This is a genomic window from Nitrospirota bacterium (genome assembly GCA_016212215.1).
GTDB lineage: Bacteria > Nitrospirota > 9FT-COMBO-42-15 > HDB-SIOI813 > HDB-SIOI813 > JACRGV01.
Genome location: JACRGV010000125.1, coordinates 18,892 through 32,774 on the forward strand (window position 1 = coordinate 18,892; position 13,883 = coordinate 32,774).

Here is a 13,883-nt window from a genome sequence, read left to right on the forward strand (position 1 = left end):
GAAAACAACAACACATTCCCGCTTAAAGACTGCGGGAATGACAGAAGGAGGATAATACTGTGGGAATGACAACGAAAGGAGTATCCTATGAAAAGTAAATCTTTTTTTAATGATGCCCTCGATTTAGTTGAATCATTACCGGAAGAGCAAAGAGAATCCCTGATTACAATTGTAAAACAAAGATTAATCGAAGAACGCAGGGATAATCTCTCACTCCGCATAAAAGAGGCTAAAGAAGAATATGCACGCGGGGAAATAAGGAAAGGAGATATAGATGAATTAATGAGGGAGATTTCTTAATGAGGACTCTTATATGGAGTAACACTTTTAGCCGGGCATTAAAGAAATTTATAAAAAAACAACCCAATTGTAAACAAGATATTGCAAACACCCTGAGACTTTTGACAGAAGACCCATTTACTCCTCAATTGGAAACGCATAAACTTAAAGGTAAACTTTCAGGTACATGGGCGTGCAGTGCAGGATATGATTTACGTATTATATTTGATTTTGTAAAGGGTGAGAAAGAAAAAGGAGATGATGATATTTTCCTGATAGAGATTGGTACACATGATGAGGTGTATTAAATCCAAACTCATTACCGGAAAAGGTGTAAAGATGACATGATGAGGCCGTCTGTCCTTGACACAGCAGTTTAATTCAGTTATATCAATATCAGCTCTTTTTATTATAATAATCAATTCTCCATCTGAAATTCAAAAGATAGTTCCAAATTCAAAAGTAAATCACCAAGGCAATCACAACTAAGAAATATTAACCCCACCCTCACCCTAACCCTCTCCCTGAGGGAGAGGGAATAAAAGTATGGCTGACGTTCTCCCTGAGGGAGAGGGAATAAAGAAAAGGCTAAGGGAGGTTGAACCACGTATATTCCTTCCCCTCCAAGGGGAAGATTAGGTACATTTTAAATTCCCTCCCCTTCAAGGGGAGGGTTAGGGTGGGGATGGGGTACTCTCCACTTAAGGAGGTGATACTTTTTCGTGAAAAAGATTACAGCCATCGTGAATCAAAAAGGCGGGACCGGTAAGACTACTACTGTCCTGAACCTTGGGAGCGCCATTTCAATCCTCGGGAAAAAGGTTATGCTTATTGACCTTGATCCACATGCCGGACTAACTTATGCACTTGGAATTATTGCCCCAGAGTTCACCATATCCGATGTCTTTGCCGGTCAAAAGACACTGAAAGAGATACTAGTTGAAAAGGAGGGTATGTACGTTGCCCCTTCTTCAACAGAGCTTGCGGATATAGAGCTTTATTTGAAAGACCGGCCCGGAAGGGAAAACTACTTATTAAAAAATCTTGCTGAATGTAGTTCCAAGTTTGATTACATCCTTATTGACTCTCCGCCATCCATATCAATCCTGATGCTCAATGCCTTAAAAGCCGCTGACGAGCTGGTTGTACCCATGCCGATGGAGGTTCTTAGTCTTGAAGGCCTGAACGGTTTTATGAAAACAGTCGGGGATTGCAGAAGCACCTTTAAAAAGGAACTGCCTATTAAAGGAATCATTGCAGTCAGATATGACAGCCGTTTGAAACTGAGTAAAGAGGTATTGGACTATATCAAAAACAACATTGATCAGAATCTGTTTGAGACAAAGATAAGATACAATGTTCGCGTCGCAGAATCACCATCCCATGCACAAAGCGTAATTCACTATGCACCATCTTCAAACGGGGCAAAAGATTACATGGCCTTTGCAAAAGAATTTTTAAAGATGAAGTAGATGAACCCCACCCTCACCCTAACCCTCTCACTGAGGGAGAGGGAATAGTAAGAGGCGTAACTCTCCCTGAGGGAGAGGAAATATTTTGAGGCGTAGCACTCCCTGTTGGGGAGGGAATAAAAGAGGGAAATATCTACATGTAAATTCCCTCCTCTACAAGGGGCGGGTCAAGTACCTCATAAATCCCCTCCCCTTCAAGGGGAGGGGTAGGGTGGGGATGGGGTTGATGTTGGCTATTGGGTTTACTGGTAACACTGAACAAAATAACCAGGAGGTAAAACATGCCATTAGGAGAAAATATTTCAAAGCACAAGCTAATCAAGAGTACAGAAGGCGGGGATGTGATGATGGAAGATGAGCCGTATTTTGTAAAGGAGCCGGAGGGCGGCAAAAGGCATGGGGGTATACCCCCTTCTCTGATGCCCATGCTGTTAAGGGCATTGAGGGCGGCAAAGAACGGGGACTTTACAACGAGACTGCCTGAGGATGAGAGATTCGGTGAGGTAGCTGTTGTCTTTAATGAATTGATAGGGATTAATCAGGGGATTACAAATGAGATTATGAGGATAAGCAAGGCAATCGGTGAAGAGGGTAAACTTACTGAGCGAGCATCCCTCTCAGGAATTCAAGGGGCATGGATGCTGAACATAGAATCATTTAATTCCCTTATAAACGCAATGGCACAGCCGACTACTGAGGTTGGAAGGGTAATTACCGCGGTTGCTGAAGGTGACCTTTCAAAAAAGATGCGTATGGAAATCGAGGGTAAGCCTTTAAAAGGCGAGTTCGCACGGATTGGAACAATAGTGAATACAATGGTCGGCCAGTTGGGGTTATTTGCTTCTGAGGTAACTCGTGTTTCCAAAGAGGTCGGCACAGAAGGCAAACTCGGCGGCCAGGCAAAGGTAGAGGGGATAGCCGGTACATGGAAGGAATTAACATATAATGTCAATGCAATGGCAAGCAGTCTGACATCTCAGGTCAGGGATATTGCAAAGGTGACAACAGCGGTTGCAAACGGCGATATGTCGCAAAAGATTACAGTTGAGGCTAAAGGCGAGATACTCCAATTAAAGGAAACAGTAAATAAAATGGTTGACCAGCTCAGTGCCTTTGCATCAGAGGTTACGCGTGTTGCAAGAGAGGTAGGCACAGACGGTAAACTTGGCGGCCAGGCTGAGGTTAAAGGTGTTGCAGGTACATGGAAGGAACTCACAGACAATGTGAATATGATGGCAAACAACCTTACCAGTCAGGTGCGAAATATTGCAGATGTAACAACAGCGGTTGCAAACGGCGATCTCTCCAAAAAGATTACAGTTGAGGTTAAGGGTGAGATGCTTGAGTTGAAGGATACGATTAATACAATGGTTGACCAGCTCAATGCCTTTGCCTCAGAGGTTACGCGTGTTGCAAGAGAGGTAGGTGTGGATGGGAAGCTCGGCGGTCAGGCACAGGTAAAGGGTGTTGCAGGGACATGGAAGGAGCTGACAGACAATGTGAATATGATGGCAAATAACCTCACCAGCCAGGTGAGAAATATTGCGAGCGTTACAACAGCAGTTGCTACAGGTGACCTCTCAAAGAAGATTACAGTAGAGGCCAAGGGGGAGATACTGGAACTCAAGAATACCGTCAATATAATGGTTGATCAGTTAAATGCATTTGCCTCAGAGGTTACACGTGTTGCAAGAGAGGTTGGTGCAGAAGGAAAACTTGGCGGACAGGCTGAGGTGCGCGGTGTAGGCGGTACGTGGCGTGAACTTACAGAGAACGTGAATATGATGGCATCCAACCTTACAAGCCAGGTGAGAAATATTGCAAGTGTTACAACAGCGGTTGCAAATGGTGACCTGTCTCAGAAGATTACAGTTGAGGCAAAAGGAGAGATCCGCCAGTTAAAGGATACGATTAACAGGATGGTTGACCAGCTCAATGGCTTTGCCTCAGAGGTTACGCGTGTTGCAAGGGAGGTTGGTACTGACGGTAAACTCGGTGGTCAGGCGGAGGTCAAGGGCGTGGGCGGTACATGGAAAGACCTTACGGATAATGTAAATATGCTTGTCTCTAATCTTACCAACCAGGTCAGAAATATCGCGAGCGTTGCAACAGCAGTTGCAAATGGTGACCTCTCAAAGAAGATTACGGTTGAGGCAAGAGGCGAAATAATGGAGCTGAAGAATACTATAAATACAATGGTTGATCAGCTCAATGGCTTCGCCTCAGAAGTAACTCGTGTTGCAAGAGAGGTCGGCACTGACGGAAAACTCGGCGGACAGGCTGAGGTAAAGGGTGTTGGCGGTACGTGGAAGGAGCTTACAGAGAATGTCAACATGATGGCATCCAACCTTACCAGCCAGGTGAGAAATATCGCGGGTGTTACAACAGCGGTTGCAAATGGTGACCTGTCTCAGAAGATTGTGGTTGATGCAAGGGGTGAGATACTTGAGTTAAAGAATACCATTAACGGCATGGTTGATAACCTGAATACGATTATAGGTGAGATCAATGATGTAATGGCCATGGTTGGTGAAGGTAACCTTACAAAGATGATTGAGGTAAAGGCACTCGGTGAATTTAATTCCATGGTTGACGGAATTAACGGTACTATGGAGAGTCTGCGCGGTATTGTAACAGAGCTAAGGGAGGCAGGTATCAATATAGGCTCTGTTTCACAGAACATGCTCAGTGCAGGACAGGAGATGAATGCAATGGTTACACAGTTGTCGTCTTCAGTCGGTCAGATTGCCGAGGGTGCGAAGGGGCAGGCTTCGCAGATAGCCGCGGCATCCAAGGAGTCTGAAGGGGTCGGCAAGACAGCATCAAATACGCTGGGTCAGGCAGAGAGCATGAACGAGGCCGCAGAGGTTGCAAACAGGGCTGCTGCAGAGGGCGGCAAGGCAATGGGAGAGACCATCAAATATACTGACCTCATGCTTGACGGTTCAAAAGAGTCAGTTGCAAGGATTGAGTCCCTCAGTAAGAGCAGTGAGCAGATTCAGGAGATTGTAGAGGTTATCCGGGATATTGCCACCCAGACAAACATCCTTGCCATCAATGCGGCTATTGAGGCCGTGCGTGCAGGGAAACTATGAAAAGGGTTTGCTGTTGTTGCAGAAGAGGTTAAGACACTTTCTGCGGACAGCAAGGCACAGGCCAAGAAGATTTCAACGCTCGTGCAGTCGGTTCTTAAAGAGACGGATGAGACATCAACTACTATTAAGACAATGGCAGGAAACGTTGAAACAGGCAGACGCTCGATTGAGCAGACATCAAAGGCATTCGGGGATATTAACCGCTCAATTGAGATAACCTCCCAGACAGCAAAGGGGATATCTGTTGCAGCCGCAGACCAGAAAAAGAGCATTGATTCCATATCAATAAGCCTTGATAAAATAAGCGGTATAGCGGTAGACACATCAAACAGCAGTACACAATCTGCTGAAAGCGGCAAACGCCTCCTCGCAAAGACGCAGGAACTATCAACCACCGCAACCACACTCGCCGCCATGTCTGAAAAACTCCAGCAGACAGTGGGAAGATTTACCATTGAAGGAAGCGGGGGGACAACCAAGCCCATGACAGGAGGAACAAGAAGGACACAACGCTTAGGGGAGAGGCAGATGTCAGGACGGGCGTAAGGATAAGGTAAGGCTGAAGGTAGATAGACTGAAGGCTGAAGTAAGAAGCAAGAAAACCCCACCCTCACCCTAACCCTCTCCCTGAGGGAGAGGGGGCGCAGAAGATTCCCTCTCCTTCAAGGGATGGTTAGGCATCTTTTAAATCCCCTCCCCTTCAAGGGGAGGGGTAGGGTGGGGATGGGGTTGCTGTTGCTGTTTCCAAACATGAGCATAGCAATCAGAGGAGAAACGATTCAGCAAATCAACGATTAAACGATTAAACATTTTTTACGGAGGACCAGGCTATGAATGAAGAGAACAATCTGCAGGAGGAAATTGAAAAGGACCAGTATCTTATCTTTACAATCAGGTCACAGGAATATGCTATACAGGCTATGCGGGTCAGAGAAATATCAGCCATACCGGCGGTTACCCAGGTCCCCACAGCCCCGCCTTATATAGACGGCATCCTGAACCTCCGTGGACAGCTTGCAACAGTTATTAACTTTCGTAGAAAATTCCAATTTGAACACAAGGAAAAGGATGAAGATACACGGGTAATTATTGTTGAACACGGCGGCTTCCCCATAGGCGTGTCCGTGGACAGCGTGGAAGAGGTAATAAGGATACCTGATGAGAGGATACAGACATTGCCTGAAGAGGCCACCACAGCCATGTCGAGGGAATACATAACCGGTGTAGCCATGCTTGAAAAGAGACTCATTATCATACTCAACACAGATAAACTCTTATCAAATAGCGAGATGACAGAGGTAAAGGCGGCAAGCGGACAGAACATCCAGATGCCTGAGTTACAGGAGGCGTGAGGTGAGAAGAAAGCGGAGGCAAGAGGTTAGAAGTAAGACGCAAGATAACCCCACCCTCACCCTAACCCTCTCCCTGAGGGAGAGGGAATATAGGGGGGGACTGCTTTTTAATTCCTTCCCCATCAAGGGGAGGGTTAGGGCGGGGATGGGTTTTTTCGGGTGAACGTTCTTATCATTGATGATTCACATTACATGAGCCGGGCTTTGACGCATGTTCTTGAATCAGATAAGGAGATAAAGGTTGTTGCTGTTGCAGTGGATGGGGAGGATGCTTTACATAAGATTGAAGAGCAAAATCCTGATGTAATTCTGCTTGATATAGACATGCCCGGGAATGAGGGGCCGGATGTGCTTGCATATCTTATGGCGGCCCATCCTGTACCGGTAATTATCCTGAGCAAGGATAGCGAGGCCGATAGAAAATTAACAATCCGATACCTCAAAAACGGTGCAGTGGACTTTTAGAAAAACCGCCGGCAATTACCTATTATGATATTGATATTATAAAAAATGAACTGTTGTACAAGATTAAGAGAACATCAGGAATAAACCTTCAGAAAACGGCATTCCCATCCTTTAAAAATGCAGGACTGCAACAAAGAACAAACAGCATTACCCAAAATAAGATTGTGATTATCGGGGCCTCCACAGGCGGGCCAAAGGCAATAGAAACAATACTGTCAGGGTTACAGAGAGAGATACCTGCTTCAGTAATAATAGTTCAGCATTTGGGGAAAAAACTTATGCCGTCATTTGCAGAAAGGCTAAGCTGGATGAGTTCCTTTGATGTCTCGCTTGCAGGGGATAATGATGTTATAGAGCCGGGAAGAATAATGGTCGCACCCGGCGGTTTTAACACAATAATCGTACAAGATGAGGATAAGACAAGGATAGCCATTGCCGGCAGGTCCAAGCATTTTGATGATTTTCCTTCAATTGATACAACAATGAAATCAGCGGCCAATGCTTATGGCAAAGAGGTCATCGGCGTCCTGTTAACTGGAATAGGTGATGACGGTGTAAAGGGCCTGAAGGCTATAAAAGAGGCAGGCGGCAGCACAATCGTTGAGGAGCAGTCCACCTGCATGGTCTACGGCATGCCCAAAGCCGCCATTGAAGCCGGCGTAGCCGACGAAATAATCTCCCTGCCGTTTATAGCAGAGGCGATAATGAAGAAACTAATTTGATATTCCCTCCCCTTCAATGGAGGGTTAGAATACTCTACGAATCCCCTCCCCTTCAAGGGGAGGGTTAGGGTGGGGATGGGGTTTCTTAAATAGGAGAAAATTACCAATGCCGGAAGAAACTACGGACATGGATTTTAAGATATTTTTACATGAATATCTGGATGATGCTAAGGAGGGGTTTCAGAAGGCTAATACTGCCCTGCTGGAATTTGAGAAGGATTATAGTCATAAGGAGCGGCTGGATGAGCTGATGAGGGTGTTTCATACGCTCAAGAGTTCTTCTGCAATGCTGGATTTTAAAGATATTGCTGAACTTGCTCATGCAGTGGAAAATCTGGTTGACCGCATAAAAAAAGGTGAGGTTCTTGTTTCGCAGGGTAGTCTCGATATTGTATTTGAGGGCGTTGATATATTGGAAAAGATGATGCTTATTAAGGAGAAAGGGACAGGCGAGAATGAATCTTTACTGGGCCAACAGGTTGCTGAATTATGGAATAAGATCACGGAATCGGAAAAGGAGTCTTCAAATACCATAGCCGCCAAACAACAGGCATCAGTGCATGGAAGTGTACGCTCTATCCCGTTAATAGAAAAGATTGAGAAGGTGAAGGTAGATGTTAAGTTACTGGATGATCTCTTTAATCTGGTTGGTGAGATAATTATAAATAAGAACCGTGTTAATAATCTCATCTCAGGCTCTGTAAATAAAGAGTTAAAGGCTACGCTTGCCGACCAGGACAGGAAGATTAATCAGCTTCGTGAGTTTGTTTCATCGGCAAGGATGGTGACTGTTGATGAGATATTGCAGAAATTTCCGAGGATGGTCAGAGACCTTGCAAGGGCACAGAACAAGGATATTGAGATGGTGATTGAGGGGAGGGAGATTGAGATAGATAAATCCGTTCTTGATTCAATAACTGAACCGCTCCTGCATCTTTTGAGGAATTCTGTTGACCATGGGATTGAGACAAGAGAGGAGAGGCAGAAGGGGAATAAAAAGATAAGGGGTACAATCAAACTCGCCTGTCGAAGGACTGAGAACAATATTGTTATTGACGTTGAAGATGACGGTAAGGGGATTGATATAGATAATATAAGGGATATTGCCCTGACGAGGGGCATTATACAAAAAGATGATCTGGAGGTGCTTGAGGATAAGGATATTATTAACATACTTTTCAAACCCGGATTCAGTACGTCAGCAGAGATAACAGGTCTGTCCGGCAGAGGGGTCGGGCTTAATGTAGTAAAGACTGTGGCAAGAGAACTTGGCGGGATTGTTGAGGTTGCTACTGAGAAGGAAAAGGGTACAAGATTTTCATTAACACTGCCTGTAACAACAACGGTTGTTCGCACCCTTATCATCGGTGTTGACGGACACTCCTATGCTATCCCTGCGAGTATTGTGCTTGAGATTTTGAAGGTTGATTCTACAAGTATAAAAGATGTGGGAGATGGGCGTGTATTCATGAGGGGTGAAGAGGTCCTTCCGTATGTGTGGCTCGGTAAGGTACTCGGTCTTTCGGATTTCAAAGAAGGGGAGCTGACTATTGTGCTTATTCAGCGGGGCGACAGTTTTACAGGCCTCGGCGTTGATATTGTAATTGACCAGATGGACAGTATTGTCAAGCCGCTTGACCGGCTGGCCAGGGATTTCAGGGGATTTTCCGGCGGGATCGTACTTGGAGACGGCAGTGTAGTTCTGCTGTTGGATATACCAACCCTGTTGAACTTTAAGACAGTTCAGAAAGAGAGGTTTGTGATATGAGTGTGAAAACTGTGACAAAAGAAAGGATTGAGTTTATGGAAGATAGACTAAGCATTGCCGCTGATAAGGCCGCACATGCCCTGAGCCAGATGCTGAAATGCAGGGTTGATGTGAATATGTCTTCCTTACATATAACTGACCTGCCGGGCCTGCCGGGTATTGTGGAAGATCCCAAAACCCAGGTTGTGGGTGTCAGGATGAATATGTTCGGAGACCTCAAGGGTGAGGTCTTTTTTCTTATCTATGAGAAAGATAAGGACTCACTGATGCAGCAGATTAATGATGCAACCTTTGGAGAGGGCGCTGGTGTTGGATTAGATATATCCATTCTGGAAGAGGTTGGTAACATAGTGGCAGGGGTTTACCTTACAACCATATACGAAATAGCCAGGCTGAATGTTTATCACTCTATCCCATCGGTTGCAATGGATATGTTCTCATCACTTATAGATGAATCCATTGCTGAGGAGAGTATGGCAAGCCCGCAAATAGTGATGATTGAGAACCTGTTTACAGTTACAAAGGAGAGTATAAAAACATTTTTACTCCTCCTTATCCCGTCATCAAATTATGTGAATGTGTTTCTGGATGCCGTTGAACGTGCGGAGAATCGGTAGGTGAAAGACGAACGGGAAGATAAAAGACATCGCCATTGAACCCCACCCTCACCCTAACCCTCTCCCTGAGGGAGAGGGAATAGAAGAATGGCTGACGTTCTACCTTTAAATTCCCTCCCCTTCAAGGGGAGGGAATTAAAGATGTACCTAATCTTCTCATTGAAGGGGAGGGAATTAAAGATGTACCTAATCTTCCCCTTGAAGGAGAGGGAATTAAAAGAGGGTCTCTCATCTTCTATTCCCTCTTCCTCAGGGAGAGAGTTAGTACCTTTTCATATTCCCTCTCCCTCAGGGAGAGGGTTAGGGTGAGGGTGGGGTAAGAAAGGCAATTATTATCATGAAAGTGAATGAATTAGATGTCCAAACTGATCTCTCTCTCCTCAAATCTGAGCTTGCACGGAAGGAGCTTGAGATTGCTTCTTTACGGGACAAACTGCATGAGCATCGCAATCAACAGACGGAAATTGAGGATGAACGCCGTGCACTTTTGTATATGCTTGAGGACCTTAATGAGTCGTCATCAAAGATTACGATGGCTCAGAAGGAGTGGATTGGGACGTTTGATTCCATCTCTGACCCTATATTTATACACGATGAAGATTTCAGGATAATCAAGGCAAATACGGAGTATCAGAAGATTTCAGAAACCCCTTTCGGGGAAATTATCGGTCAGCCGTATTATTATATCTTTCCTAAGTTATTCGGCCCGCAGGGCATCTGCCATAAAGAGCATGAGTTATCTGAGTCTGAAGAAGAGCTTGAAGTCCCATCAATATCAAAGGTTTTTAAGGTTAAGTCATATCTTTTGAAACAAAATGAAAGAGAACATAAATATTTCATCCATGTTATAGAGGACATTACAGAGCTGAAGGGTGCATATCAGACATTAAAACAGGAGACGGAGATCAACACTCACCTGCTTATGATTGCAGAGGCAACGGCACAGTTGACTGATATTAATAAATTAATGCAGCGTGTCCTTCATTGCATGTTTAATATCCTGAAGAATGACATTAGCCTTTCATACCTCTATGATGATGAGGCAAATTGCTTCAGGCCGTTAGAGTCATATAATCTTGACAAAAAGGCGGTCTCCCTTTTCAGGACTGAGGCAATTGATAAAAACCTTGAATACGTAAAATGGGCATTGAAATTAAAAGAAGCGGTTATCATACCTCCGCCGTTTGATATGACTATAAAGACGAAAAATAAGCACCATAGCCGGCCGCAGTCCAAACCCATTGAGGTTCTAACATGGATTGAAAAAAATAGTACCTTAATTTTTATCCCTTTGATAAGTAAAGATAGTATCCTTGGGCTTGTGATTTGTGTTTTTAAGAACCATAGAGAGTTCAGCGAAAGGGACAGGAAGCTTTTACAGGGCTTATCACACCAGATTACAACAGCCCTTGAGCAGGCGAGGCTCTACAGGAGTTCAATGGAAAAGACAATTGAACTCTCTCATAAGATTGAGGCTATTCAGATAATGCATGAGACTGACAGGACTATTCTGTCAACACTTGAACCGCAGGACATACTTGACACGACAGTAAGGATGATCGGAAGACTTATCCCATGCGATAGGATGACTGTTGTTTTAGTTAATAAAGAGCAACAGATTTTTGAAGTAGCGGCCGCCTTTGGGACATCATTTGCCAAAAAAGGTTTTTTTGTAAAGTTTACAGATACCATTACAAAGGAGGTGCTGGATACAGGCAGGCCGCAGTACAATCAGAATCTTCTTCATATAAAATCCCCGCTTTTGCTTGAAAAGCTGCTTATCGAAGATGGTTTCTTATCTGACATCAGGGTTCCGCTGACAGTTAAAGGCGAGGTTACAGGGATTATATCCTTAGGTTCAAAACGGCAGGCGGCCTTTACTCCTTCTGATCTAAAAACATTAGAGAATCTCACCTCCCAGATTGGGATAGCAATGGAGAATTCAAGGCTCGTTTCAGACCTCGAAGACCTCTTTATGGGCGTGGTTACTGCATTATCATCTGCAATAGATGCAAAATCTACATGGACCTCAGGTCATTCTAAAAGGGTTACAAAGTATGCCGGGGATATTGCTAAAGAGATGGGGCTGTCTGAGAAAGATTTACGGGATATAGAATTAACAGGTCTGCTTCATGATGTCGGAAAGATTGGCACTTACGAGGCAATACTTGATAAGCCGGGAAAAATTAATGATGAAGAGATAAGGATTATGAGGTCTCATCCGTCAAAAGGTGCAGAAATCCTGTCGCCGATAAAATTTCTCTATAATGTCATACCCGCCATAAAACACCACCATGAATACTATAACGGCACCGGTTATCCTGACGGCTTGCAGGGAGAAGATATCCCCCCCTTACACGCAAGGATACTTGCAGTAGCAGACACAGTGGATGCAATGGGTGCAGAAAGGCCGTACAGGAAAGGCCGTTCGATTGAGGTCATAGTTGATGAGCTGAAAAGGTGTTCAGGCACACAGTTCGATCAGGGGGTAGTGGCGGCGTTTTTGAGGACGTTGGAATAACCCCATCCCCACCCCCCGATTACTTCTTCGGGGGCAAGCTCTAACCCTCCCCTTGAAGGGGAGGGACTAAGCAAGCTCCCTCTCCCTCAGGGAGCTTGCTTAGTCCCCCCGAAAATTCCCTCTCCCTCAGGGAGAGGGTTAGGGTGAGGGTGGGGTAAAGAATCTTGAATATTTATCCCATATTAGGTTACAATAAACTCTACAATTTAAATATACTGAAATAAACAGGAGGGAAGTATGCATATTGTTTTTCTTGAACGGGTATTATCAGATGGGAAATTTGAGCTAACTATCAGGCAGGGCAGGGAGGAGCTTAAAAGGGAGATTGGGAGGAAGTATACCTTTCCTGAGAAGTTAGTCCTAACTCAACAGCAGAGGGACGATAACAAGGATTGCCTCAAGGACATAATTACAGGGGCATTTTGCATACAGGAGTTAACCGGCGTTACCTTTGTTGTGAAAAATGAAAAGGGAGAGACGCTTCCTGAATATTATAAAAGCCTGTATGATGATATAGGAGAAGGGGTCAGGATGTAAGGAAATTAAATGACTTACAACCTGATAATTCTATTAGTATCCCTGATTGTTATTGTTATTGCCGCAGAAGTTTTTACCAATGCAATCGAATCTCTCGGTGCAAAGCTCGAGTTTTCAGAAGGCGTAACCGGGAGTATATTCGCCGCAGTCGGTACTGCCCTCCCTGAGACAATGGTACCTCTTGTTGCTATTTTTGCCGGAAACTCGGCAGCAATAAAGGAAGAGGTCGGTGTGGGTGCCATACTCGGTGCACCGTTCATGCTTTCTACTCTTGCCATGTTTCTTGCCGGCGGAGCGGCTTATGTTTTTAAGAGAAGACGGAACAGGTCATACATCTCTCCTGAGTATTCCGGTCTTAAACGGGACTTGGAGTTTTTTCTATTTGTTTTTTCACTGTCATTCATTGTTGCCTTTACACCGCCCGCATGGAGGCTTTTACGAATATTTGTAGCTATTCTGCTGGTACTGACCTATTTTTATTACATACTCGAGACTGTAAAATCCAGCAAGGCTCTTGTTAATGACGGTCATGCGACTGAGGAAAGTAAAAATCTTTATTTGTCTGCAATATTTAAAGACCACATGTTATTTGTTGTTGTCCAGCTTCTGGTTGCTCTCTCTCTTATTGTCGCAGGGGCTAAAGGGTTTGTAGTAGGCGTTGAACACCTTGCAGGGGCATTTCGTATTCCGGTGATAGCACTCTCTCTTTTGATAGTCCCCATTGCCACAGAGCTTCCTGAAAAGATAAACAGCATTACATGGATCAGGGCAGGTAAAGATACCATTGCTATCGGAAACATCACAGGGGCAATGGTGTTTCAGGGGAGTCTGCTTCCGGCAATCGGTATATTTCTCACACCCTGGACAACTAACCTTACAGTGACAACAAGCAGTATTATTACCATACTGGCAGGTTCGTGGGTATATCTGCTTGTCAGGAAAAGGATAAAAATGACCCCGCCGCTTTTCATTGTTAATGGTCTGCTATATATCGCATTTGTAATTATTGTGCTTACCACTTGACAATATTGAACCAAAATTGTTATTTTATATGT

General features: G+C 44.6%; 12 protein-coding genes and 1 pseudogene. All 13 read left to right on the forward strand.

The genetic code is table 11. The annotated features are described in order from the left end of the window. Nucleotides 1-87: 87 nt before the first annotated feature. Nucleotides 88-300, forward strand: coding sequence for a hypothetical protein (locus HZA08_11295; protein ID MBI5194007.1), 213 nt, complete (start codon nt 88-90; stop codon nt 298-300). Continuing rightward, nucleotides 300-587, forward strand: coding sequence for a type II toxin-antitoxin system mRNA interferase toxin, RelE/StbE family (locus HZA08_11300; protein MBI5194008.1), 288 nt, complete (start codon nt 300-302; stop codon nt 585-587). Before HZA08_11295 ends, HZA08_11300 begins: the two co-directional genes overlap by 1 nt. Before the next feature lie 414 nt (nt 588-1,001). Continuing rightward, the gene (locus HZA08_11305) at nt 1,002-1,751 is read left to right on the forward strand and encodes a ParA family protein (protein ID MBI5194009.1); all 750 of its coding nucleotides are present in this window, start codon (nt 1,002-1,004) and stop codon (nt 1,749-1,751) included. Nucleotides 1,752-2,098: 347 nt separating this feature from the next. Further along, nucleotides 2,099-4,846, forward strand: coding sequence for a HAMP domain-containing protein (locus HZA08_11310; GenBank protein ID MBI5194010.1), 2,748 nt, complete (start codon nt 2,099-2,101; stop codon nt 4,844-4,846). A 3-nt stretch (nt 4,847-4,849) separates the two neighbouring features. Beyond that, a pseudogene (locus tag HZA08_11315) lies at nt 4,850-5,392 on the forward strand (methyl-accepting chemotaxis protein). A gap of 284 nt (nt 5,393-5,676) precedes the next feature. Continuing rightward, the gene (locus HZA08_11320; GenBank protein MBI5194011.1) at nt 5,677-6,198 is read left to right on the forward strand and encodes a chemotaxis protein CheW; all 522 of its coding nucleotides are present in this window, start codon (nt 5,677-5,679) and stop codon (nt 6,196-6,198) included. A gap of 159 nt (nt 6,199-6,357) precedes the next feature. Continuing rightward, nucleotides 6,358-6,663: a response regulator gene (locus HZA08_11325; GenBank protein MBI5194012.1), complete on the forward strand. Its 306-nt coding sequence runs from the start codon at nt 6,358-6,360 to the stop codon at nt 6,661-6,663. A gap of 53 nt (nt 6,664-6,716) precedes the next feature. Next, nucleotides 6,717-7,385 (forward strand): chemotaxis protein CheB, encoded by a 669-nt coding sequence (locus HZA08_11330; GenBank protein MBI5194013.1) that lies wholly within the window; start codon nt 6,717-6,719, stop codon nt 7,383-7,385. A gap of 106 nt (nt 7,386-7,491) precedes the next feature. Beyond that, nucleotides 7,492-9,153, forward strand: a complete 1,662-nt coding sequence (locus tag HZA08_11335) for a chemotaxis protein CheA (protein MBI5194014.1) — start codon at nt 7,492-7,494, stop codon at nt 9,151-9,153. Next, complete coding sequence (locus HZA08_11340; protein ID MBI5194015.1) at nt 9,150-9,770, forward strand: chemotaxis protein CheC; 621 nt, start codon at nt 9,150-9,152, stop codon at nt 9,768-9,770. Before HZA08_11335 ends, HZA08_11340 begins: the two co-directional genes overlap by 4 nt. 337 nt (nt 9,771-10,107) lie before the next feature. Continuing rightward, nucleotides 10,108-12,291 carry a GAF domain-containing protein gene (locus HZA08_11345; protein ID MBI5194016.1) on the forward strand — a complete coding sequence of 728 codons (2,184 nt, stop codon included), beginning with the start codon at nt 10,108-10,110 and terminating at the stop codon, nt 12,289-12,291. Nucleotides 12,292-12,528: 237 nt separating this feature from the next. Beyond that, nucleotides 12,529-12,828, forward strand: a complete 300-nt coding sequence (locus tag HZA08_11350; GenBank protein MBI5194017.1) for a hypothetical protein — start codon at nt 12,529-12,531, stop codon at nt 12,826-12,828. A gap of 9 nt (nt 12,829-12,837) precedes the next feature. Further along, nucleotides 12,838-13,851, forward strand: coding sequence for a sodium:calcium antiporter (locus HZA08_11355; GenBank protein MBI5194018.1), 1,014 nt, complete (start codon nt 12,838-12,840; stop codon nt 13,849-13,851). Nucleotides 13,852-13,883: the final 32 nt, after the last annotated feature.

Bases quoted from the DNA above. Each gene is read 5' to 3' on its own strand.
- HZA08_11295 (MBI5194007.1), top strand. From the start codon at position 88: ATGAAAAGTAAATCTTTTTTTAATGATGCCCTCGATTTAGTTGAATCA.
- HZA08_11300 (MBI5194008.1), top strand. From the start codon at position 300: ATGAGGACTCTTATATGGAGTAACACTTTTAGCCGGGCATTAAAGAAA.
- HZA08_11310 (MBI5194010.1), top strand. From the start codon at position 2,099: ATGGAAGATGAGCCGTATTTTGTAAAGGAGCCGGAGGGCGGCAAAAGG.
- HZA08_11320 (MBI5194011.1), top strand. From the start codon at position 5,677: ATGAATGAAGAGAACAATCTGCAGGAGGAAATTGAAAAGGACCAGTAT.
- HZA08_11335 (MBI5194014.1), top strand. From the start codon at position 7,492: ATGCCGGAAGAAACTACGGACATGGATTTTAAGATATTTTTACATGAA.
- HZA08_11340 (MBI5194015.1), top strand. From the start codon at position 9,150: ATGAGTGTGAAAACTGTGACAAAAGAAAGGATTGAGTTTATGGAAGAT.
- HZA08_11345 (MBI5194016.1), top strand. From the start codon at position 10,108: ATGAAAGTGAATGAATTAGATGTCCAAACTGATCTCTCTCTCCTCAAA.
- HZA08_11350 (MBI5194017.1), top strand. From the start codon at position 12,529: ATGCATATTGTTTTTCTTGAACGGGTATTATCAGATGGGAAATTTGAG.
- HZA08_11355 (MBI5194018.1), top strand. From the start codon at position 12,838: ATGACTTACAACCTGATAATTCTATTAGTATCCCTGATTGTTATTGTT.